The sequence below is a fragment of the Rhodococcus sp. NPDC127593 genome (assembly GCF_042671975.1).
Taxonomy (GTDB): domain Bacteria; phylum Actinomycetota; class Actinomycetes; order Mycobacteriales; family Mycobacteriaceae; genus Rhodococcus_F.
The window spans coordinates 30,279-52,482 of sequence record NZ_JBHXWI010000045.1; the positions used below are offsets into that span (position 1 = coordinate 30,279).

20 protein-coding genes are annotated in these 22,204 nt (G+C 65.6%); 10 read left to right on the forward strand and 10 right to left on the reverse strand.

The features are described from left to right. The first annotated feature begins 109 nt into the window (after positions 1-109). A complete protein-coding gene (locus ACFVJ3_RS34125; protein WP_378456260.1) occupies positions 110-1,915 on the forward strand; it encodes a zinc ribbon domain-containing protein in 1,806 nt (601 codons plus the stop codon). 28 nt (positions 1,916-1,943) lie between these two features. Here ACFVJ3_RS34125 and ACFVJ3_RS34130 read toward each other — a convergent pair whose 3' ends face one another. From ACFVJ3_RS34130 to ACFVJ3_RS34140, 3 genes are all read right to left on the reverse strand, one after another. Beyond that, positions 1,944-2,927: a sigma-70 family RNA polymerase sigma factor gene (locus ACFVJ3_RS34130; RefSeq protein ID WP_378456261.1), complete on the reverse strand. Its 984-nt coding sequence runs from the start codon at positions 2,925-2,927 to the stop codon at positions 1,944-1,946. A 62-nt stretch (positions 2,928-2,989) separates the two neighbouring features. Further along, complete coding sequence (locus ACFVJ3_RS34135) at positions 2,990-3,490, reverse strand: SRPBCC family protein (RefSeq protein WP_378456262.1); 501 nt, start codon at positions 3,488-3,490, stop codon at positions 2,990-2,992. Next, the gene (locus ACFVJ3_RS34140; protein WP_378456263.1) at positions 3,487-3,804 is read right to left on the reverse strand and encodes an ArsR/SmtB family transcription factor; all 318 of its coding nucleotides are present in this window, start codon (positions 3,802-3,804) and stop codon (positions 3,487-3,489) included. The genes ACFVJ3_RS34135 and ACFVJ3_RS34140 overlap by 4 nt, the downstream gene beginning before the upstream one ends. 193 nt (positions 3,805-3,997) lie before the next feature. Here ACFVJ3_RS34140 and ACFVJ3_RS34145 point away from each other — a divergent pair, with 193 nt between their 5' ends. Further along, positions 3,998-5,410, forward strand: a complete 1,413-nt coding sequence (locus tag ACFVJ3_RS34145) for an alkaline phosphatase PhoX (RefSeq protein WP_378456264.1) — start codon at positions 3,998-4,000, stop codon at positions 5,408-5,410. A 32-nt stretch (positions 5,411-5,442) separates the two neighbouring features. Here the strand turns inward: ACFVJ3_RS34145 and ACFVJ3_RS34150 are convergent, their stop codons facing one another. From ACFVJ3_RS34150 to ACFVJ3_RS34160, 3 genes are read right to left on the reverse strand one after another with little or no spacing between them, the layout of a single operon-like run. Further along, positions 5,443-5,892, reverse strand: coding sequence for a GtrA family protein (locus tag ACFVJ3_RS34150; protein WP_378456265.1), 450 nt, complete (start codon positions 5,890-5,892; stop codon positions 5,443-5,445). A gap of 5 nt (positions 5,893-5,897) precedes the next feature. Beyond that, positions 5,898-7,841, reverse strand: a complete 1,944-nt coding sequence (locus tag ACFVJ3_RS34155; RefSeq protein WP_378456266.1) for an MDR family MFS transporter — start codon at positions 7,839-7,841, stop codon at positions 5,898-5,900. After that, a complete protein-coding gene (locus ACFVJ3_RS34160) occupies positions 7,838-8,347 on the reverse strand; it encodes a MarR family winged helix-turn-helix transcriptional regulator (protein WP_378456267.1) in 510 nt (169 codons plus the stop codon). The genes ACFVJ3_RS34155 and ACFVJ3_RS34160 overlap by 4 nt, the downstream gene beginning before the upstream one ends. 117 nt (positions 8,348-8,464) lie before the next feature. Here ACFVJ3_RS34160 and ACFVJ3_RS34165 point away from each other — a divergent pair, with 117 nt between their 5' ends. Together ACFVJ3_RS34165 and ACFVJ3_RS34170 are read left to right on the forward strand one after the other, a co-directional pair. Continuing rightward, a complete protein-coding gene (locus ACFVJ3_RS34165) occupies positions 8,465-8,872 on the forward strand; it encodes an ArsR/SmtB family transcription factor (RefSeq protein WP_378456268.1) in 408 nt (135 codons plus the stop codon). Beyond that, the gene (locus ACFVJ3_RS34170; protein ID WP_378456269.1) at positions 8,869-9,882 is read left to right on the forward strand and encodes a cation diffusion facilitator family transporter; all 1,014 of its coding nucleotides are present in this window, start codon (positions 8,869-8,871) and stop codon (positions 9,880-9,882) included. Before ACFVJ3_RS34165 ends, ACFVJ3_RS34170 begins: the two co-directional genes overlap by 4 nt. Positions 9,883-9,889: 7 nt before the next feature. Here ACFVJ3_RS34170 and ACFVJ3_RS34175 read toward each other — a convergent pair whose 3' ends face one another. From ACFVJ3_RS34175 to ACFVJ3_RS34185, 3 genes are all read right to left on the reverse strand, one after another. Continuing rightward, a complete protein-coding gene (locus ACFVJ3_RS34175; protein ID WP_378456301.1) occupies positions 9,890-10,723 on the reverse strand; it encodes a sulfurtransferase in 834 nt (277 codons plus the stop codon). 262 nt (positions 10,724-10,985) lie between these two features. After that, positions 10,986-13,325: a glycoside hydrolase family 65 protein gene (locus ACFVJ3_RS34180; protein ID WP_378456270.1), complete on the reverse strand. Its 2,340-nt coding sequence runs from the start codon at positions 13,323-13,325 to the stop codon at positions 10,986-10,988. Between the two features lie 2 nt (positions 13,326-13,327). Next, entirely contained in the window at positions 13,328-14,053 is a 726-nt protein-coding gene (locus ACFVJ3_RS34185; protein WP_378456302.1) for an HAD family hydrolase, read from the reverse strand. Positions 14,054-14,198: 145 nt separating this feature from the next. Here ACFVJ3_RS34185 and ACFVJ3_RS34190 point away from each other — a divergent pair, with 145 nt between their 5' ends. Both ACFVJ3_RS34190 and ACFVJ3_RS34195 read left to right on the forward strand, forming a co-directional pair. Continuing rightward, positions 14,199-14,735, forward strand: a complete 537-nt coding sequence (locus ACFVJ3_RS34190; protein WP_378456271.1) for an ester cyclase — start codon at positions 14,199-14,201, stop codon at positions 14,733-14,735. A 345-nt stretch (positions 14,736-15,080) separates the two neighbouring features. Then, positions 15,081-16,214 (forward strand): glycosyltransferase, encoded by a 1,134-nt coding sequence (locus tag ACFVJ3_RS34195; RefSeq protein ID WP_378456272.1) that lies wholly within the window; start codon positions 15,081-15,083, stop codon positions 16,212-16,214. 80 nt (positions 16,215-16,294) lie between these two features. On the opposite strand, the gene ACFVJ3_RS34200 is transcribed toward ACFVJ3_RS34195, so the two are convergent. Beyond that, a complete protein-coding gene (locus tag ACFVJ3_RS34200; RefSeq protein ID WP_378456273.1) occupies positions 16,295-17,041 on the reverse strand; it encodes a hypothetical protein in 747 nt (248 codons plus the stop codon). A gap of 190 nt (positions 17,042-17,231) precedes the next feature. On the opposite strand from ACFVJ3_RS34200, the gene ACFVJ3_RS34205 reads away from it, so the two are divergent. From ACFVJ3_RS34205 to ACFVJ3_RS34220, 4 genes are all read left to right on the forward strand, one after another. Continuing rightward, the gene (locus ACFVJ3_RS34205) at positions 17,232-17,597 is read left to right on the forward strand and encodes a hypothetical protein (RefSeq protein WP_378456274.1); all 366 of its coding nucleotides are present in this window, start codon (positions 17,232-17,234) and stop codon (positions 17,595-17,597) included. Between the two features lie 531 nt (positions 17,598-18,128). Continuing rightward, positions 18,129-19,643, forward strand: coding sequence for a sugar transferase (locus ACFVJ3_RS34210; RefSeq protein ID WP_378456275.1), 1,515 nt, complete (start codon positions 18,129-18,131; stop codon positions 19,641-19,643). A 493-nt stretch (positions 19,644-20,136) separates the two neighbouring features. Continuing rightward, positions 20,137-20,817 (forward strand): glycosyltransferase, encoded by a 681-nt coding sequence (locus ACFVJ3_RS34215; protein WP_378456276.1) that lies wholly within the window; start codon positions 20,137-20,139, stop codon positions 20,815-20,817. Between the two features lie 53 nt (positions 20,818-20,870). Further along, positions 20,871-21,977 (forward strand): DUF1972 domain-containing protein, encoded by a 1,107-nt coding sequence (locus tag ACFVJ3_RS34220; protein ID WP_378456277.1) that lies wholly within the window; start codon positions 20,871-20,873, stop codon positions 21,975-21,977. Positions 21,978-22,204 lie beyond the last annotated feature (227 nt).

Genomic DNA, 22,204 nt, shown 5'->3' on the forward strand with positions numbered 1-22,204 from the left:
ATGGCAGTGCTCGCTTCGTTTTCCGGCCGCTTCCACCGATCGCGGTCGAAGCAGAGTCAACGTCGACGTCTTCGGCGATGCGGCAGCACGGTGGGAGATGGACTAGCTGATGGCCGATGCCGGATTCACTGCGCTGCGGCAGTTCTCGTTCACCACCCGCCCCTACCTGGCTGTCGATGACGCGACCGGTGAGCCGATCGGGCTCGACGACCTCGACGTTCGTGTCGGGTGGATGCTCGACCTGATCTCGGGCGCCGAAGCGCACCTGCTGTCGCGGCTGTGGCACCCGGCCACCTTCGATGTCCTGGCCGCCGGATGTGACAGCCAAGGCCGGAAACTCCCGATGCACGGTCATGTCGCTGCCGCGCGTCTGGGCTGGACCCCCCACTACCCGGACGCGGTCTACGTCCCCTCGCGTGTCACGCGGGTGGTGACCGCACAGATGATGGCCACGCTGCGGACCCTGGCATACCGAGACACCGCGATCACGGCACTGTCGGCCCGGTTCGACCCGGCCACCGGCCGCATCGCCGCACCCACTACGGCTGCGGAGTACGTCCCGTCCGGATACGCCAAAGGCGTGGTGCGACAGCTCACCGCGCACTCAGCCCGCACCGCCGGCGCGGCACAGGAGCGCCTGCGGATCACCGACGTGCAAACACCACCGCGGACCTCGGCGATGGCTAGGCTTTCCGCAGCGGATCGACAACTCGCACACCTCACCGTCACGGACGCCGTCATGACGTTGACCGTCAAACTCCCCACCACTCCCGCTCCGGAAGGACGCGCGCAGTGGCGACGAGTCCGGGTGAGCGCCGCGATCCCACCGCACCTGCACCGGCGGCCGATCAGCGAGTGGCATGTACCGACCCTGGTCCTCGACCACCGAGGTCTGCTGTTGCGGTGCGCTGCCACCGACGCAGTCCCCGCCGTTGATGTGACATCGGGAACGACCGCGGTGGGCGTGGACTGGTCCCCGTCCACACTCGGTGCCGCCGCCGTCGCCACACAAACCCCGGGCGGTGTGGTCTCGGACTATCGGGGTTTCACGTACGACGACCGAGGCCTCGGGATAAAACTGGCGCGCCTGCAAGCCGAAGGTCAACTGCTGCACCGCAAAGCTGCTCGCTTGACCCAGCTGGCCGCCACCGCACCCCCCGAGGTCCGAGCACAACTCGACGCGAAGATCGCCGTCCTCGACGGGCACCGCACCGCTGTCGGCGTCAAGCGGGGAAAGATCAACCGGGAACTCGCCTTCCACTTCGGTCGCCAGGTCACCGACTACGCCGCCGTAGCGGGCGCGACGGTGATCGCGGTGGAAGACCTCACCACCCTCGAAACCCGCCGGCACGGACGCGTCAACAACAATCGGGCAGCGCAATCAGCCCGCCGCCAAGCCATCGACGCGCTCACACACACCGCCGCCGGTGTCGGTGTCACGGTGGTGTCCGTACCAGCACGCGGATCCTCGGCATTGTGTCCGGGCTGCGACGAACCACTGGCTCGCCCCGGCGGTTACCACCGGGCATGGTGTCCCCGCTGCCGTGTCGGCGGCAACCGCGACCACGTCGCCGGGGTGAACCTGGCCAAACGCGCGCTCCTCGGCAAGAACAACGTCACCCGCCGGCGTGGGCAGATGCCCGCGATCCGGGTCGCCGAGCACGCGCCGGTGCGCCGATGCCGCGACAAGAAGAGTCCCACTCCGAGCCGGCCGCGGCATCGCCGTGTCCGTCGTAGTGCTCCCGCCCCGACACCCCGGGTGGGGGTGAACCAGATAAAGATTGTTCCTGCGCCACAAGCGTCGGTGTGGGACACGGTAGAACCCGCAACAACGCAAGATGTTACGGGTAGCCGTGAAGTACATACATCTCCAACGCCAGCCACGTCAGTGGTAGGACGTATGAGATCTATGTAGACGCTTTATGTACGGACGCGTTTAGGAGTCAGGCGGGCGGGGTGTCCGGTAGTCCGAACTTCTCGAACAGATCGACGTCGAAGAAGCAGACGACATGGGAGACCCCGTCGGCCGTGACGTCCAGGACGTGGAGCTGGAACGGGCGGTGGACGCCATCCTCTCCGCGCATGTACAGGCCGAGGGCCGGCTGTCCGTTGGCCGCCGTGGGCACCAGGCGCATGTCGCCCGCAGCGTTGGCCGGACAGTTTCCGCTGATCAGGGTGCCGATCGAGGCGCCGCCGCGGTACCAGCCGTCGAACGGCGGCATCTCCCAGACGGCGTCCTTGGTGAACAGTTCGACGATCGCGTCGATGTCGTAGTCCTCGAACGCGGCGACGTAGCGGTCGAGGAGCTCGCGTTCCTCGGGGGATTCCGGTTCGACGAGCGTGTCGGCCGTCGGGGTGGCCAGTTCGAGTTGCGTGCGTGCGCGCTGCAGCAGGCTGTTGATCGCGGTCGTGGTGGTCCCGAGAGCCGTCGCGACCTCCGACGCCTTCCACTGCAACACGTCGCGGAGAACGAGAACGGCGCGCTGACGTGCAGGAAGATGCTGAAGGGCAGCGATGAACGCCAACCGCACCGACTCGCGCGACGTCACGACGTTGGCGGGATCGTTCGCGTCGTCGTCGATGAGGTGGTTGGGGAGCGGTCCGAGCCACGGCACCTCATGACGCTCGACCAGGTCGGCGGTCGGGTCGGAATCGGGAGCGCCCAGCCCGCTCGGCAGTGGACGCTTGGATTTACTCTGCAGGGCCGTCAGGCACGTATTGGTGGCGATCTTGTACAGCCACGTCCGCAGCGACGCCTGCTGCTGGTAGCCGTCGTACCCCCGCCAGGCCCGGATGAAGGTCTCCTGCATCTGGTCTTCGGCGTCGTGAAGTGAGCCCATCATGCGATAACAATGGGCGAGCAACTCGCGCCGGTAAGGGTCGGCGAGTGCGAGGAAATCCCCGTCGAGCGACTGCGCAGCCGTCATGGTTGGAGCTTACTGCGGTCATCCGACAGATGTCGGGCCCTCGCGCCCGCCGACCCCCGCGCTCAGCCCCAGTTCACCATCGGCTGTCCCGTCTCGAGCAGAGTCTTCATTCCGCTCAGTACCTCGCTCCAGCCGCCGCCCGCGCCCTCGGACTCACGCCTGCCCGCGACCATCTCGGCCAAGCCCGGTGCATTGGTGAGGTCGTGTGTGACAGTCAGTTTCGCGACACCGGGCCGGCTCGACTGCACGATCTCGTAGGTGAGCGTGGTGAAACCCTCCACGTTGTCGGCGTCCATCAGCATCCGCCACGTCTGGACCAGCTTCTTCGGCGGATCGGATTCGATCACCTCGCCGTCCACGATCACGTCGGGCACGCCCGGGTATCCCTTCATCGCGTCGTCGGCGCGCGACTGGAACGCGCCGCCTGTGCGGAGGTCGTAGTCGACCAGGCCGCCGTAACCGTATTGCTGCGACCACTCGGGTTTGGTGATGGCGTCCCAGATGGCCTCCGGCGTCGCGTTGATGTACACCGCATAGATCTGGATTGCGTCGGCGGTAGTCATTTCTCTTCCTCCAGTTCGGATTTCAGCTGAGCGAGCGCACCCGTGTGACGCTCGGTGTATTTGTCGATCCACCGGTTGTGGATCAGCTGTATCGGCACGGGGTTGAGGTAGTGAAGTTTCTCCCGGCCGGAGCGGCGCGTGACGACGAGTCCCGCGTCTTCGAGCACACGCAGATGCTTCATGACCCCGAATCGCGTCATCTCGACCTGCGACTCGAGTTCGGTGAGCGTCTGACCATCCTGGGCGAACAATCGGTCGAGTATCAGGCGGCGGGTGGAATCTGCCAGCGCCTTGAAGACGTGATCGTCGTCCATGAACCGACAATAGGTGACCATTTGGTCACATGTCAACGCCTGTGAGTACTTATTAACCGCGGGCGTTTAAGGAAGTACTCACAGCGGAAGTTCGCGTCCGGTTCATGCGCCCGCCACGGTGCGTCCACGAAGCAGGGCACTCCGGTACCTACCGTCCGGGGGTCCCGGTTCGTCACCATGGAGGTTTCAGACAGTGTCCACTGCACCACTCAACCGCCGCGGATTCCTCGGTCGCACCGCACTCACCGGCCTCGGTGTGGCACTCGCCGGAAGCGTCGACGCCCTCGTCCGGCCGGCGTTCGCGTCCGCGGCGCCGGGACAGGCGATCGGCTACGGACCGCTCGTGCCCGACCCGAACCGCATTCTCTCGCTCCCGGTGGGCTTTTCGTACACCGTCGTCGCCCGTTCGGGTGAGACGCAGTTGGACGGTGGTGTGCCGGTGCCGAGCGATCCCGACGCCATCGGGGTGTTTGCGCGACCCGGCGGTTCCACGCTCGTCACCAATCACGAGATCGGCAGCGACGAACCCTTCGGTGTGCCCGCTCTCGACGGATTGACGTACGACCCGGGCGCGCGCGGCGGCACGACCACGACCGCGGTTGGTGCCGACGGGGCACGGCAGAGCCAGTACGTCAGCGTCGCGGGCACCGTGAACAACTGCGCGGGCGGCATCACCCCGTGGGGAACGTGGTTGACCTGCGAGGAGACCGAGGCCCGCGCGGGGCAGGGCGGGTTCCTGCTCGACCACGGTTACGTCTTCGAGGTCGACCCGGCGAGTCAGGAGGCGAACAAGGGCAAAAGTCCCGTGCCGCTGAAGTTCCTGGGCCGGTACGCGCACGAGGCCGTGGCGGTGGATCCGTCGTCGAGCACCATCTACCTCACGGAGGACGCGTCCGGGCCGAACGGTCTGTACTACCGGTGGACGCCGCCGCAGAGTTTCCGGGGCGGGCCGAACGCGCTGCGCGAACTCGCGCAGTCTCCGGGCGGCGACACCGCGGGCGCTCTGCAGGCGATGGCATGCTTCCAGGGGGGAACGCACGTCCCCGACCTGTCGCAGGCCACCGAGCCGGGCACCGTGTACGCCGTGCAGTGGGTAGGTGTGCCGGACCGTGACGCGACGAGCACGTCGGTGCGCGAGCAGTTCGGGGACGACGTCGTCACCCGGAGCCGCAAGCTGGAGGGGCAGTGGTGGGGCGACGGCGGCGCCTACTTCGTCGCGAGTTACGCGCGGACCAGCGACGGCAGCGTCGCCGAGCACGACGGCCAGGTGTGGTTCTACGATCCGGCGAAGCAGGCGGTCACGCTGAAGACCCTGTTCGGTGTGAATCCCGATCCGGCTGTCGACACCGGAAACTACGATGGGCCCGACAACATCACCGTCTCGCCGTACGGCGGCGTGATCCTCGCCGAGGACGGCGAAGGAATCAGCCACCTCGTGGGCGTCACGGCGGAGGGCGAGCCGTTCGCGATGGCTCGGAACGAGTTGAACGACAGCGAGTTCTGCGGTCCGGCATTCAGCGCGGACGGGAGGATTCTGTTCGCGAACATCCAGTCGCCCGGGCTGACGCTGGCGATCACGGGTCCGTGGCACCGTCCCCTGCCGTGAGTACTTGTTAACCGCGGGCGGTTAATAAGTACTCACGGGGCGAAGACCCATCCGCGGAGCGCGAGGAATCTCAGTCCGCCGACGACGGCGCTGACGGCGATGACGAGCGCGACCTGAGCCAGGCCGTCGGCGCCGGGGAAGAGCATGTGCAGGAGGGCGAGCGCGAGTGAGCTGACGGCCAGGCCGATCAGCGCGAGGGTTCCGCCTTCCCATTGCGCGACGAACCAGCGGACGCGGTCGACGGCGCGGAAGGTGAGCCGCCGGTGGAGTTCGTTGGCCAACATCGAGCTGGTTACCACGCCGACCAGGTTGGCGACGAACGACCCGTACATGTCGAGGGTGAAGAACGCGAGAGCGTAGAGCACATTGCTCGACGTGCCCACCAGGGTGAACCGGGTCAGTTGAGCGAACACGCCGCCGGCCCGCCCACGTAGAGGGGGATACGTGGCCGGGCCGACGGCGTCGTGGAACTGAACGATCATCTCATTCAGCGGATGAGGGCACCGTTGCCGGTGTCCGTCACGTGGCCGCCGCCGAGGACGCCGGCCACTTGCTCTTCGCTCAGTCCCAGCTCGCGCAGGCGATCCCAGACCGCGTCGAATTCGACGAGCTTGGCGTTGAGATCGTTACGCAGGCGGTTGACCTCGTCGCGGATCTTCTCCGCTTCGTCGATCGCCTCGAGCGTCCGCTCCGGCTGGGGCAGAAGCATGGACAGGAGACGGTCCCGGGCGTCGGCGCTCAACCCCGCGAAGGGCTGCCGCTGATCGGCGGGGGCCTCGTGCTTGCCGCCGCGGATGTCGGACGACTGGATCGGCGCCGTGTCGGGCTCGAGTGCGTATTCCGGAACGGGGGCGTACTCGGGTTCCTGGACGGGTTCCTGCTCGCTCGACAGGTCGATGGTGCGACGCAGCGGGCGGTTGGGCAGCAGGATGACGGCGATCAGGGTGATGACCGCGACGACGGCGGCGATCAGGAAGATCCGGCCGGTCGCGTCTCCGTATGCGGCGCGGATGACGCCCTGGACGGGAGCCGGCATGGACGTCAGGTCCAGGCTTCCGCCACCGCTGCTCGATCCGCCCCGGATGCCGATCTTCGCGAAGCCATCGGCCGACAGGTCGGCGACACGGGTGGCCAGCACCGAACCGAGAACCGAGACGCCGATCGCGCCGCCGAAGGTCCGGAAGAAGGCAACCGAGCTGGATGCCGCACCGATGTTCTGGACGCTGACGGTGTTCTGCACCGCGAGGACCAGGTTCTGCATCAGCATGCCCATGCCGAGGCCGATGATCGCGATGTAGGTGCCGACCAGGGTCAGACTGGTCTCGTGATCGATGGTGCCGAGCAATCCGAAGCCGACGATCATCAGGACGGCGCCGCCGACGACGAACGGCTTCCACTTACCGAAGCGGGTGATGAGCTGTCCGGATCCGACCGTGCCGATGAGCATGCCGGCGACCATCGGGATGGTGAGCACTCCGGCCATGGTGGGGGTGTAGCCACGCGAGGTCTGGAAGTACTGGCCGAGGAACGTGGTGGAACCGAACATTCCGACACCGACGGCGACGGACGCGATGATGGCGAGTCCGGTGGTCTTCTCCGTGACGATCTTGAGCGGGATGATCGGCGACTTGGCCTTCGCTTCGACGAGGATCGTCGCGGCCAGCAGGAGCACACCCGATCCGACGTACATGACCGTCTCGCGGGAGAACCACTCGTAGTAGCCCGCCTTGCCGGCGAAGGAGACCCAGATCAGCAGGATCGACACACCGGCGGTCAGCAGCAGGGCGCCGAGCCAGTCGATGGAGACGTCGTCCTTCTTCTCGGTCGCGAGGTGCAGCGTGCGCTGCAGCAGGAACAGTGCGATGACGGCGAGCGGCACGCACACGAAGAAGCACCAGCGCCAGCCGAGGGGGCTGTCGACGATGACGCCGCCGAGGATCGGGCCGCCGGACATCGACACGGCCATGACGGCACCCATGTAACCGGAGTAGCGGCCGCGCTCACGGGGGGCGACGATGGTGCCGATGATGGCGACGACGAGGGCCGTCAGGCCACCCATGCCGATGCCCTGGATGACACGCGCGGTCAGCAGGATCGGCACGTTGTGTGCGAAGCCGGCGATCACCGAACCGATGACGAAGATGACGATCGCGCTCTGGACCAGGACCTTCTTGTTGAACAGGTCGGCGAGCTTGCCCCAGATGGGCGTCGAGGCGGCATTGGCGAGCAATGCGCTGGTGATGACCCAGGCGTACGCGGTCTGCGTGCCCTTGAGGTCACCGATGATTGTCGGGAGGGCGGTGGCGACGATCGTGCTGCTCAGCAGCGCGGTGAACAGCGCCGCGAGCAGGCCCGTGAGGGCTTCGAGGATTTGGCGGTGCGTCATGGCCGTCGTTTCTTCAACCGGCGGCCGAGTCTGTGTTTCGGTCATACGCTTTGTGTTCCAATCGGGTTCGAGCTCGTGACGATCCGGTGTTCTGGATCGAAGAGTGTTTCCTTCAGGTGCCGGATGGATTCGAGGGCAATTGTTGCCTCGGTCTCGTTCCATCCGGTCATCAATTTCTGCATTCGTGCGGCTCGCTGTGTTCTCACGTGCTTCACGTACGCCATTCCCTCCGGCGAGACGCGTATTCGGAATGCGCGTCCGTCGGCGGGATCCGAGTGGCGGGTGACGTAGCCGACGTCCACTAGATCGGTGATCTGGCGACTGAGTGAGGACTGGCTGACACACAGTTCGGTGGCGAGTTCGTTCTGCCGGCATTCCCCGCGAGCCGCGAGGACGAGGAGGACCCCCGTCAACGCCCGCGGGATGTGACCGTCGCCTTCCGACACCAGGGCGTCGCGAAGCACGCGGCCGAAGAGGAAGACCTCGTCGATGAGCGCTTCGGTGGTGCCGAGAGATACGGACGACACGGAAGGCAATGACGAGACGGACATGGCAACCCCTGAAGGACGACTTACTTGATGCAAGCAACTATATACATCGTTAGTGCAAGCAAGTAAGTCATTTCGGTGTCTGATGCATCACAAAGCGAAGTGACCTACTATCTGCGTATGAATGCAGATAAGCGTGCTTGTCGGCGCCGGCTCGACGAAGACCAGGTCGGGTTGGTGGTCGAGGTCTTCCGCATGCTCGCCGACGCCACCCGGGTGCAGGTGCTTTGGCAACTGGTGGGAGGCGAGCTGTCGGTGAACGAGCTGGCCGAACGGGTGGGGAAGCCGGCGCCGTCCGTGTCGCAGCATCTCGCGAAGCTCCGGATGGCGCGGCTGGTGCGCACGCGGCGGGAGGGCACGTCCATCTACTACAGCGTCGCCAACGAGCACGTCGAACAGTTGGTTACCGACGCCGTGTTCAATGCCGAGCACGCGGGCCCCGGCATCCCGGGGCACCACCGCGCCACCGGCGACCTGCAGGTCATCCACGAGGACGCGGACCTCGCCGCGGAAGGAGGCGGCTCGTGAACACCCACGGTCATTCCCATGGGCACGGCCACGGCCACGGACATTCGGGCGGCGTCCGAGGCGCGATTCGCGAGGTCTTCGCCCCGCACAGCCACGACTCCGCGGACAGCGTCGACGACGCACTCGAGGCGAGCGCGATCGGGATCCGGGCGGTGAAGATCAGCCTGATGGTGCTGGGCGTCACCGCCTTGGCCCAGGTGATCGTGGTGGCGCTGTCCGGTTCCGTCGCTCTCGCCGCCGACACCGTGCACAACTTCTCCGACGCGCTGACGGCGGTCCCGCTGTGGATCGCGTTCGCCCTCGGACGGCGGGCGGCGACCCGGCGATTCACGTACGGATACGGCCGGGCCGAAGACCTCGCCGGGTTGTTCGTCGTGCTGATGATCGCGTTGTCCGCGGTCGTCGCGGGTGTGGAGGCGACCCGCCGCCTGCTCGATCCCGTGCCCATCCACCACCTCGGGTGGGTGGCCCTCGCCGGTGTCATCGGTTTCGCCGGCAACGAATGGGTGGCGCTGTATCGCATCCGGGTCGGCAGGCGGATCGGCTCCGCCGCGCTCGTCGCCGACGGGTTGCACGCACGGACCGACGGATTCACGTCCCTCGCCGTGGTATTGGGCGCTGGCGGTGTGGCGGTCGGGCTTCCGCTCGCCGACCCGGTGGTGGGCCTGGTCATCACGGCCGCGATCCTCCTCGTGTTGCGGACCGCCGCACGCGACGTGTTCCGGCGGCTGATGGATGGTGTCGACCCGGAACTGGTCGATGCCGCCGAAACGGCCCTCGCCGCCGAACCGGGGGTGGTCGGGGTGCGGAGCGTGAAGATGCGGTGGATCGGCCATCACCTGCATGCCGACGCCGAACTCGACGTCGATCCGTCGACCAGCCTGCGCGACGCGCATCGCGTGGCGCACACCGCCGAACACACACTCACCCAAGCCGTTCCGAAGCTGAGTACCGCCCTCATCCACGCCTACCCGGCGCACGACGCAGCGGCGGTCGGTCAGACGGCGTGACTCGCCGTCACCGCAGGTCGGGGCCGGTGGCGACCGGTCGGGCGGGATCGGACGACCACTGCGACCAGGACCCCGGGTACAGGGCGGCGTCGACACCGGCGATCGCGAGTGCCGCAACCTGGTGGGCCGCCGTCACACCCGATCCGCAGTAGACGCCGACAGGACGCCCGGGTTCTCCGCCGACCGCGGCGAACCGTTCGCGCAGCGCGTCGGCAGGCGCGAACCGTCCGTCGGGCCCGAGATTCTCGGACGTCGGGGCGCTGCGGGCACCGGGAATGTGTCCGGCGCGGGGGTCGATGGGTTCGGTCTCGCCCGAGTATCGCTCGGCGGCACGGGCATCGAGAAGGCGACCGTGGGCGGCGAATTCGGCGGCCTCGTCCGCGGTCAGCGTCGGCAAGTGGCCCGCGGTGAGCACGGCGTCACCGGGTAGTGGTGGGTGCTCGTCGCCGGATCGGACGGGACGGCCCGCCGACGTCCACGCGCCGAGACCACCGTCGAGCATCGCCACGTCGGCGACTCCGGCCCAGCGCAGCAGCCACCATGCGCGCGCGGCGGCAAGGTTCCCCGTGGCGTCGTAGACCACGACAGAACTGTCGGACCGGACGCCCCACCGGCGCGCGGCGTCCTGGAGGTCCGTCACCGTCGGCAGCGGATGCCGGCCCAGTTCCGGGGAGCCCGGGGCGGCCAGTTCGGTGTCCAGGTCGACGAACACGGCACCGGGAATGTGCGAGTCGAGATAGTGCTGCCTGCCTTCGGTGTCGCCGAGCGCCCACCGCACGTCGAGAAGGACCGGCGGAGCGTCGCTGCTCAGCGATTCCGCCAACTCGTCGATCGTCACCACAGGGCTCATCGCACCACTGTGGCACAACGAAGGTTCGGTGTGCCATGCACGCGTGCCCCGGGTGCAGGCCTGGACGGCTTCTTCGGCAGTCTGCCGAAGGGGTCGCTCACCCGGTTCAACGCGTTCCAGTGGCACGAAATTGAAGTGAGACTCCACTCTTCTCGTCCAGAGGGCTGCTTCGGCCCCGCAGCATGCGAGAATGGCGCGTCAGTATGATCCCAAGGCTGCCGACGCGCAGACGATTTCCTCTCCTGTGGTCAGATCAGCCCCGACGGAGGGGTGCCCGGCCGTACGGTTGCCGCACTGGCGCGTGGCTCGGCAGTTCGGGGATCGGCCGCGTCACCGGAAACGAGTCGAGAGTGAATGGGTTGCCGTGATGGGCGAGCTGAACCGGTTCGCCGGACAGCAGGCGGTAGGTAGCGGTCATGGCGCGAATGTCCACGTGGATCTGGCTGCCCCGCACCGTCATCCGGAACGACAAATTGACCAGCTGTGGTGGTATCCGCGGTGCGAAGGAGATGTTGCCGCCGTGATCACGCATTCCACCGAATCCCGCGACACACGCCATCCAGGTCCCGGCGAGTGAGGCGATGTGCAATCCGTTCTCCACGTTCGCGTGCAGGTCGTGAAGGTCGGTCAGAGCGGCCTCGGCGAGGTAGTCGTAGGCGAGTTGAAGTTGCCCGACCTCGGCGGCCATCACGGACTGCACGCACGCGGACAGGGACGAGTCCCGAACCGTCAGGGCCTCGTAATAGGCGAAATTGGCGACCTTCTGTTCGTCCGTGAAGGCGTCGCCGCGCAGATACATCGCCAGCACCAGGTCGGCCTGCTTCACCACTTGCTTGCGGTAGAGATCGAAGTACGGGTAATGGAGCAGTAGCGGATAGTGCTCGGGGGGTGTGCCTTCGAAGTCCCACTCGTCGTGGTGTGTGAAGGCGTCGGATTGCTGGTGTACACCGAGACCGTCATCGAACGGAATGCGCATGTGCTCGGCGGCATCTCGCCAGAGAGCTGCTTCCTCGTCGTCCACACCGAACTCGCGCGCCAGCCCCGGGCGTCTCTCGCAGGCGGCCGCCGCGTCGTGCAGATTCTTCTGCGCCATCAGATTGGTGAACACGTTGTTGTCGGCGACGGCGGTGTACTCGTCCGGCCCGGTGACACCGTCGATTCGGAACTCGCCCTGCGCATTGTGGTGGCCGAGCGACGTCCACAGCCGGGCGGTCTCCACGAGCAGTTCGACGCCGCATTCGGCTTCGAACTCCTCGTCGCCGGTCGCGGCCAGGTACCGGGACGTAGCCACGGCGACATCGGCACCCACATGGAAGGCCGCGGTTCCCGCGGGCCAATAGCCGGAGCATTCTTCGCCGTTGATGGAGCGCCACGGGAACACGGCGCCTGCCTGCCCCAGCTGTGCGGCGCGGTTCTTCGCCTTGTCGAGCGTGGAGTGCCGCCAGCGCAGTGCGTCGCGGGCCGAGTCCGGCACCGTGTACGTGAGGAGGGGGAGGACGAACGTCTCGGTGTCCCAGAACGCATGTCCGTCGTATCCGGGCCCGGTCAGGCCCTTTGCGGGGATCGCGCGTGACTCACCGCGAGCACCCGCCTGCAGCACGTGGAACAGCGCAAACCGCACCGCTTGCTGCAGTTCCGCGTCGCCGTCGATCTCGACGTCCGCCGTCTCCCAGAACACATCGAGGTATTCGCGCTGACGTTTCAGCAGGGTTTCCCAGCCGGTTTCGAGTGCGCCGGCGAGCGCCCCCTCCACCTGGCCGCGCAGGGCCGGAGTCGACCGCCGCGCCGACCACCCGTACGCCAGGTATTTCGTCACCTTCAGGCGTTCACCCTGCGGGATGTCGACGGCGACGGTGAGCCGGGCCAGATCCTCTTCGGTCTCGATGCCGCACCGTCCGTTGGCGGGGTAGTCGACCTCGTGGTCCATACCCGCGGCCATCCGCAGTCCCGACGCCCTCGTGTGGTGGGCGAGCACTGCCCTGAAGTCGTGGGCGGCCGCGAAATCGGAGACCAACGGAGTGTCCAGGGCAGCAGCGACTCTCGGGTCGTCCGTGCGGGCCGGGATGTGTTCGTTGGCGAGCAGATCCGACTGCAGGACGAGTTCGATGTCGCCGTCGAGCGGCTCGACCTCGTAGTGGATGGCGGCGACCGCGCGCGAGGTGAACGAGACGAGTCGTTCCGAGTGGATACGCACGCGGCGTCCGGTCGGTGACGTCCACTCGGTGGTGCGGCGCAGGGTGCCCGAGCGGAAGTCGAGGACGCGCTCGTGCGCCGGTGCGCTCCCGTACCGCATGTCCATGGGCTCGTCCTCGACGAGCAGGCGGATGATGCTGCCGTCGGTCACGTTCACGACGGTCTGCCCGTCCTCGGGGTAGCCGTAGCCCGCCTCGGCGTACGGCAGGGGCCGTTGCTCGTAGAACCCGTTGAGATAGGTGCCGGGGAGACCGCGTGGTTCACCTTCCTCGAACGTGCCACGAATCCCGATGTGTCCGTTGGACAGTGCGAAGGTGGACTCGGTGGCGTGCAGTGCCTGCAGATCCAGTCCGCGCCACTTCAGCTGCCACGGTGAGATCTCGTAGCCCTTGTCGTCCATGCTCACCTTTCCAGGAGTTCGGCCAGGTCGTTCACCACCACGTCGGCGCCGTGCTCGCGTAGCGCCTCGGCCTGATCGCCCCGATTCACCCCGACGACGTAACCGAATTCGCCTGCTCGCCCCGATTCCACTCCGGACAGGGCGTCCTCGAACACGGCCGCCTGATCGGGATGCACGTTGAGGGCGCGGGCGGCGGCGAGGAACGAATCCGGCGCGGGTTTCCCCCGGAGACCCTGCTCGCTGATCACGACCCCGTCGATGCGGACGTGGACGTAGCGGCTGAGATCGGCCGCGTCGAGGACGGCCTTGCCGTTCGCGGACGACGTGACCACGGCGATCTTCAGGCCGGCGTCGTACGCAGCGCTGATGTAGCGGACCGAACCGGGGTAGGGGCTGACCCCCTCCTCGTCGATGACTTTCAACAGCAGCCGGTTCTTGCTGTTCCCGACACCGTTCACGGTCTCGGCGCCGGGCGGATCGTCCGGCGACCCCTCCGGCAACGTGATGCTGCGGGACGTGAGGAAGGTCCGGACTCCGTCGGCGCGGGGACGTCCGTCGACGTAGTCGTAATAGTCCTGGTCGGTGAACGGCCGGAAGTTCGCGCCCTCGCGATGCTTCAGGAACTCGTCGAACGTGCGTTTCCACGCCTTCCGGTGCAGTACCGCCGTTGCCGTGAGCACACCATCGAGATCGAACAAGCAGGCCGAGATCGCATCAGGCAGTCCCATCACCTCCCCGACGGTACCGCCGTCGACGCCGGTTTCGCTGAGGCGCGCGCAAATCCTGCGCCGAACGGACCGGCATCAGGTCGTTGACTTCCGGTCGACGGCGGTCGAATACTGAGAGTTCCAACCGACTGTTGCGGAGTGCACCGTGAACGTGGAGGAACCGGCCCCGTCGGAGCAAGTGAAATCTCTCGCCGTACGCGCGATTGAGATCATGGCGAACGGAAGCCGCGCCGATTTCGATTCCGTCGTCCATTCGGGCGCATTCAACCGGGAGAGCATGTCGGAACCCCCGCGGACGCGAGGGCGTGGACCCGACGCGTTCTACGCCACCGCGGTGTGGCTGCGCTCCGCCTTCACCGAGCTGCGGTTCGACGTCGACCATGTCGTCGTCGAGGGCGACCTCGCCGTCGTCTACACGATCATGAAGGGCAGGCACGTCGGACCCTTCGTCGTCTACGACGAGCAGGGATCGGTCGACCAGGTGTTCGCGCCCACGGGGCGATCGCTGGCGGTCGAGCAGTCGCACTGGTTGCGCGTCGAAGACGGCCGCGTCATCGAGCACTGGGCCACCCGGGACGACCTCGGGCAGGCGGTCCAGCTGGGCTGGGTGCCGCCGACGCCGCTGTCCATGGTCCGCAATGCCTGGGCCAAGCGTGCGGCGCGCAGGAACGCGCAGAGCTGAGCCGCAGTTCGTGTCGGAAGAGTGACGATTCCTCGCAAGAACACCAAAACGTACCAAACGGACCGTATGTTTCGTTCGATCGACAGACGGCCGGCTCGACGGCCGAGACGACCACCGCCGCCGTTGACGGCCCGATAGTGTAAAGGCCATCGTTGTAGCCATGAATGTCGGCTCGCCCGCGCGTACCGGATGCCGGCGCAGACTCTGTTGTCCGCGACATCGCAGTGGATCGGCGGAGAAGTCTCCGAGACAGACGTTCTCGTCTGACACATTCTCCGCGACGATCTCGACTTGTCGGCCGAGCGCACCCATCAGGCCCGACCCCGAGCCCCCTGGAGGCACCCTATGGCACGCATCCTGTTCGTGACCTGGGACGGCGGCGGCAACGTGCCACCCGCTCTCGGCATCGCGACGGAGGCACGCAACCGCGGTCACCAGGTCCGATTTCTCGGACACGCCCAGCAACGCCGGCGGATCGAAGGATGCGGTTTCCGGTTCACGCCCTACACCCACGCACGACCCTGGCAGTCGACCACCAATCATCCCGGTATCACCGGCTTGTACCAATCGCTTGCCGTGTTCACCGACGCCGGGCCCGGAATCGATCTACTCGACACCGTCGCGCGCGAGCCGACAGACGTGGTCGTGGTCGATTGCCTGCTGTATGGGGCCCTGCAGGCCGCCGACGACGCGCACCTGACGCGTGTGACACTGGTGCACACCTACTACGAGTTCATGTATCAAGGCGTGACACGTGGTGTGACGCCCGTGATGGCCCGTCTGAAAGGTCAGCGGCCACTGAGGCTGTGGACGTCATCGGACCTGGCGCTGGTGACGACCGACAAGGACCTCGATCCGGCCTCCCGCCGAAGCCTGCCGGACTCCGTCCACTACACCGGGGTGGTGCGACATCCGATGCCGTCCACGTTGACACCCGTGTCCGAACGAGATCCGCTGATCCTGGTCAGCCTCAGCAGCCTCAACTTCGACGGGCAGCAGCGGGCACTGCAGAACATCCTCGAGGCTGTCGGTGGACTGCCCGCCCATGCCGTTGTCACGACCGGACCGTCCGTCGACCCGGCAACCTTCATGGCGGGCCCGAACACCGAAATACACGGCTACGTGCCACACGAACAGATCTTGCCGACCGCCACCCTCGTTATCGGGCACGGCGGCCACGACACCACTATGCGCGCCCTCGCGCACGACCTGCCCCTGGTCATTCTGCCGATCCACCCGGCGCTCGATCAGAAGATGATCGGCCGCAGTCTGGAGCAGCGCGGCGTCGCCCGTTGCCTGCGCAAGACGGCCGCGCCCGAGCGCATCCGGTCGGCGGTCGGTGAGCTGCTCGTGGCCGGACCACACAGGACGGCCGCAGCAACTCTGGGAGCTCGGATCCGGGCCCATGACGGTGCCGTTCATGCCGCGGACCTCATCGATCAACTGCCGATCCGAGATCGACGGAGGGGAGTGCGATGACTGGCGGGCGTTGAGCAAGACAAGTATCTGGGTTTCCGCCCAGTGCGGCCCCTATTCTGAAATCCTCGGCGTGCGGGGGATCAGTCCGAAAGGCTGCTGACGCGATCGGCGAGCAGCTCACAGTAGGTGCGATTGGTGCCCGGGGCGATGCGCACCCAGTAACTGGTGTGGTCGCCTCGGAACAGGTAACCGTTCACGTCGTCGATGGCCTCGGAGTACTGCTGCCACACTGTCCAGGGTCGCCACCAGTTCAGGATGACTGCCTGCCACCGGCGGGTGCGGAGCCGATCGAGGAGGTCCGCCGCCCACGCCCTCGGGTCGGCGAGTGAGAAGGCCGCCGACTGGTCCGCGAACGTGCGCAGCGGCGAGTTGCCCGGGCAGCAGCAGATCGCGTCCAGCGGGTCGGCGATCTGCCACACGGGCATCCCCGTGATCGGGCGTTGCCCCGCGATGCCCCAGCCCGGCAGGTCCGGCGACGCCGGTCGGAGAGGGTCGGCGATCAGACCGACCCCGCGCACGTCCAGGGTGGGGTGCTGCCCCCGTCCCACCTCGGCCGCCACGTTTCCGGCGAGCGCAGCGCCGCCCGAGTAGCCGAGCAGAACAACGGGATTCGGGTCGTCGGCGATCATCCGCAACAGGAGTGTGCGTCCCTCGGACAGGGCCTTGTCGAACGCTGATCCACCCGGATCGGGCACCGGTCCGTAACTTGCCTCCCACGGGACCTGCTTGACGACGAACCGTGCGGGATCCAGGAGTTGTGTGGTGTTGGTGAGCATGTTGACGTCGAGATCCTCGCCGATGCCGCGACAGCACAGAACCGTGATCATCCAACCTCCCAGGTGAGTGCCGATGGGTGCCCGAGCACACTTTCCCACTCACGTGCGGGGGTGTCCCCTGATCGGAGGAGTCGAGATTCATCCGATGCACGGCCTGATCGGGGGACATACGGGGGCGCCGGGGCGGGAGAGAGTTGTCTCGTACCGGGATCAGCCGTTCACGTGGACAGGAACCTTTGGCATGTCACCCATCTCCAGCATCGAGGTCGCTCGAGCCCGTCGGTCTCGCCGCGTGTTGTTCGTCGGCAACCCCACCCGCTACAACGACGTGTCGCAGTGGGCGATGGTCCGGCAATGGGTGGCGCTCCACGGGCTCGAACCGATCCGGGAACTCGACGGAGACGTGCTCTGCGTCATCGTCACCGAGGACATTCTGGACGGGCGGTGTTCGCAGAAGGAATCGGCCGCCGTTCAGCACGCCCGCGCACTCGGCGTCCCGTGCATCAGCGTCCACGACACCACCCTGATCTGGCAGGTCACCGCCCGCGTGCGGTCGCGGATCGGACGGTCGCCGGTAGGTTCTACGCCCCAGCACGACGGCGCGTGAAATGGGAGAGAGTCGATGGCGGCCGCCCGAATTCTCGAGGCAGTCACCGAATTTCGGTGCTGGGCCGTGAAAAATGTCTCCCGATTCGGTGATGGGATCGAATACGTCTCGTAATCGTCAACTTCGGGTATGCAATTCGACTGTTGGCGGGACTTCGGGTGTGTGGAGACGCCCCGATGCGGACTTGACCGGGTGAAAATCCTTCCGCCTGAACACCTGTGGTCAGTTTGCCGAAAATCACTGCCCCCGAACCAATTCTAGGAGCGAATAACCGCTGCTCAGTGTGCATTTAGTGCAGACCGCACGGTCTCATGTCGCCGGTGCAGATGAGACAGGACGGAATCGCGCTGATAGCGTCCACACTCGTTGTGAATGTTCGATGTCGTCTATCTACATGGCGGTGCTCGGGGCACTTCTGGTTTTGCTCGTTGGTGACGACGGCACTGTCCGCGTCCGGAGATCCGCTGTCGTGAAACGACCGACTCGACCATCACACTCTGCCGACGGTCGGTTCGACAGTGGAGGGGATGCATGGCGACGTTCAACTCGACTGTGGAGAGATCTTCAGCTGTTCACAGCGTTGCGGCCGTTCCAGCGCAACGAGGGGTCGCACGCCGACACTGGCTGGCCGTGTACATCAGGCGAATCCTCCTCACCGACACGCTCGTCGTGGTGGCAGCGGTGGCTCTGGCTCAATGGGTGCGCTTCGGCGGCTCCGGAACCCTCGTCGACTCGCGCACCCTGAGCAACGTGAGCTACGGTCTGATTTCCGTCGCTCTCATGACTTCGTGGCTCGGCATGCTCGCCGTCTTTCACGTGCGATCCCCCCGAGTGGTCGGGAGCGGCCCGGAGGAGTATCGACGCATCGCCACCGCGACGCTCCGACTGTTCGGGCTCATCGCGATCGCAGCGCTCCTCCTGCAGTTGGAATTGGCACGGTTGTACCTGGCGATCGCATTCCCCACAGGTCTCCTCGGTCTTCTGCTGACCCGTTGGATGTGGCGCCGGGTCCTCGCCCGCAAGCGTGCGCGCGGCCTGTGCCAGACCTCCGTGTTGGTTGTCGGAGCCGAACACTCCGTGCGCAACCTCGCCAGGACGTTCGACCGTGGAACAGCAGACGGGTACAACGTAGTCGGGGTATGTATCCCTGCTCACAACCGGACTTCCGGCGACACGATCACCGTGGACGGACGATCGATACCGGTCCTCGGCGACGAGCACGACGTCGTCGATGCGATCGAGCGATCCGGGGCCGACACCGTGGCGGTCACGGCGACCGAGCATCTCGGCCATCAAGGGCTTCGTGAAATGGTCTGGGACCTCGAGCAGTTGGACGTCGACATGGTGGTTGCTCCGGGGATGATGGACGTCTCCGGGCCGCGCCTCGAGATGCGGCCCGTCGCGGGACTTCCGCTGATCCACGTGGAGAAGCCGCGCTATCACGGCGCCAAGCGATTCGGGAAGACGTCGTTCGATCTGATGTTTGCGATCCTCGCGCTCATCGTCGTGAGTCCGCTGATGTTGTTCGCGGCCGTCGCCGTCAAGATGACGAGTCGGGGACCGGTGTTCTACAAGTCGGAACGAATGGGCATGGATGGCAGGCCGTTTCCGATGCTGAAATTTCGGTCGATGGTGGACGACGCCGACAAACACAGCGCGACGTTGAGCAGGCACAACGAGGGCGCTGGGGTGCTGTTCAAATTGCGAGACGATCCGCGGGTCACTCGTGTCGGCCGGGTCTTGCGCAAACTCAGCATCGACGAGTTGCCGCAGTTCATCAACGTGTTGCGCCGAGAAATGAGTGTGGTGGGACCGAGGCCTCCATTGCGCGTCGAGGTCGAGTCGTACGAGAACGACGTGCATCGCCGGCTCCTGGTGAAGCCCGGCGTCACCGGACTGTGGCAGGTGAGCGGGCGCTCGGACCTGTCGTGGGAGGACTCGGTGCGTCTCGACCTGTCCTATGTCGAGAACTGGTCGATGGTCGGCGACATGCTGATCATCGCCAAGACCCTGAAGGCCGTGGTGGCGGGTGACGGTGCGTATTGATCCACGACGACGACGTCAATGATGTGGTGCCCATCTCGAGATGTGTTTCGAGGCCGATCGACACGGGAAAACTGGTGATCTGGTAATGCGAATCCTGGTCGATGCCTTTTGGTGGATCGACGGCCCGTATTCGAACCGGCTCGTGTTGCGGGAGATCGTCGGCAGATGGCGGTCGGCGTTCCCCGGCGACGAACTTGTCCTTGCGATTCCGTCCAAGTGGAGTGATTCCGATGCAGAGTTGCCTGCGGGAGTCGAGCGTATTTCGACGCGAATGAGACGGCATCCGGCAATCAACGCGATCGAGCTTCCCCTCTACCTCAAGTCAGGGCGAGATTTCGACGCTCTCTTTCTGCAGAATTTCGGTGCACCGACCTCGAGCGCTGCGGTTCTAGTTCATGACGTTCTCTTCCAGAGCAACCCTGAGTGGTTCACGAAGATCGAGCGACTTTACCTTTCGGCAATTCCGATCCTCGCGAAACGCACCGGCCTCGTCATGACCACTACGCAACACGAGGCGAAGCGCGTAGTCGCGCACAACTCCCTCTCGTCGGAAGTGGCTGTGACGGGCCTGGGGCTGTCGACGACACTTCTGACCGCTCCCGCGCGAAAGCCACGGTTCGGATTGAAGTCCCACGCGTTCCTGCTGACCGTGGGCCGACTGAATATTCGCAAGAATCTGGAGAACACCATCGCCGCCGCGATCGAATCAGGTGCAATCTCGGAGCACTTTCCCCTCGTCGTCGTCGGTCAGAGATCGGGCCGCTTCTCGGAGTCCGGTGTGGTCAGGTCGGGGGTGGCCACGGGTGCAGTCGTGTTCGTCGAGTTCGCGCCGGATGACGAGTTGCGGTGGCTCTATGAGAACTGCGCGCTCTTCTGTTTCCTGTCCCTCGGTGAGGGATACGGCCTGCCGCCGGTGGAGGCGGCGTACTTCGGCGCGCGCGTTCTCGTGAGCGACATACCGGTCTTCCGAGAGAATCTCGGCGGGGCTGCAGAGTATGTCGATCCGAACGACGTCTCGGCGATCTCGAACGCGATCACCGATTTGTTGGCCCCAGCCAGGCGTGAACCGGGATATACCACGCTGCCAGGTGCGGAATGTCGGATAACAGGGGACTGGGACTTCACCGTGGAAACCATCAGAACTGCCATCGCGGAACTAGCCGACAGCACGTAGTCCGACCGCTTGTTTGTGAACAGTGTGGTTTCGACAGGAAGAGCAGGAGTTCAATGACGTCAGTGGGCCGTTCGGTTGCAATCATCGGTACGAGGGGTTATCCGAGTTACTATGGCGGCTTCGAGACCCTGATCCGGCGTCTCGCTCCGTGCCTGGCGGAGAAGGGGTGGGATGTCACCGTCTATTCACGCCCGGGCGCAACGGTCCCTACCGACCCGGCCCGCGACCGGAGAGTCGTTGTCCGCAACACGATCGGGTTCGAATCGCGCTCTCTCAGCACGCTGTCCTACGGGCTGACGTCATGCCTGGATGCGGCGGTGAAGAAGCCCGACGTTGCCCTTGTCCTGAACGTGGCGAACGGGTTCTGGCTGCCTGCGCTGAAGTCACGTGGGATTCCCACTGTCGTCAACGTGGACGGGATCGAATGGGAGCGCGCAAAGTGGGGTAAGGGCGCCAAGAAGGTGTTTCGCACGGGTGCCTCCCTGACGGCGCGTTACGCGACGCGCTTGGTCGTCGATTCCCTGGAAATCAAGCGTCGGTGGGAAAACGACTTCCATCGTGAGGGCGATTTCATACCGTACGGAGGCGACTTCGTCGCTCCGCTTCCCCCTGTCGACGGACTCACTCCGAAGAAGTACGTACTGATGGTGGCACGGTTCGTGCCGGAAAACACCGTGGTCGAGTTCTTCGAAGCCGCAGAAGTCCTGAGTCGCGATCGCGACGTCGTCATCGTCGGATCATCGGGGTACGGAGGCGAGTTGGATGAGCAGGTGCGCGCCCTGGCTCAGCGAAATGAACGGATCACGTGGATGGGCCACGTCAGCGACGACCGAAAACTGTTCTCACTATGGCAGAACGCCGGAGCCTACTTTCACGGTCACAGTGTGGGTGGAACAAATCCGGCGTTGGTTCAGGCTATGGCGTGTCAAGCACCCATTGTCGCCCGCGACACCGTGTACAACCGCGAGGTACTCGGTGACGCAGGAAGATTTGTCGCGGCCGAATCCTCGGCGATCGTCACCACGGTGAAGGACGTTATCGCCGATTCGGCGGGCCAGCAGGTAATGCGAGATCGGGCACTCCAACGGGCGTACGACTACTACACCTGGGAAGATGTCTGCCAACGTTACGAAGAGTCTCTCCTCGCGGCGATCGGCTGATCCTCTTAGAGTTGTTCGACAAATCTCCAAGGACCTTGATTGATGATTGCGCAGTCCACTGAACCTCGACGTGTCGCCGGTTGGCGCACTCTCGTCCACGAGCGCGACAGGCATGAGTTGGTGACCCTCGCGCTGGTGGTCGCTGTTGTCGTCTCCTCCTTCCTCGGCCATTACAGTGTGGCGATAGCCGGTTACAACGTCCGTGTCGAGCAGGTGGTCCCGCTACT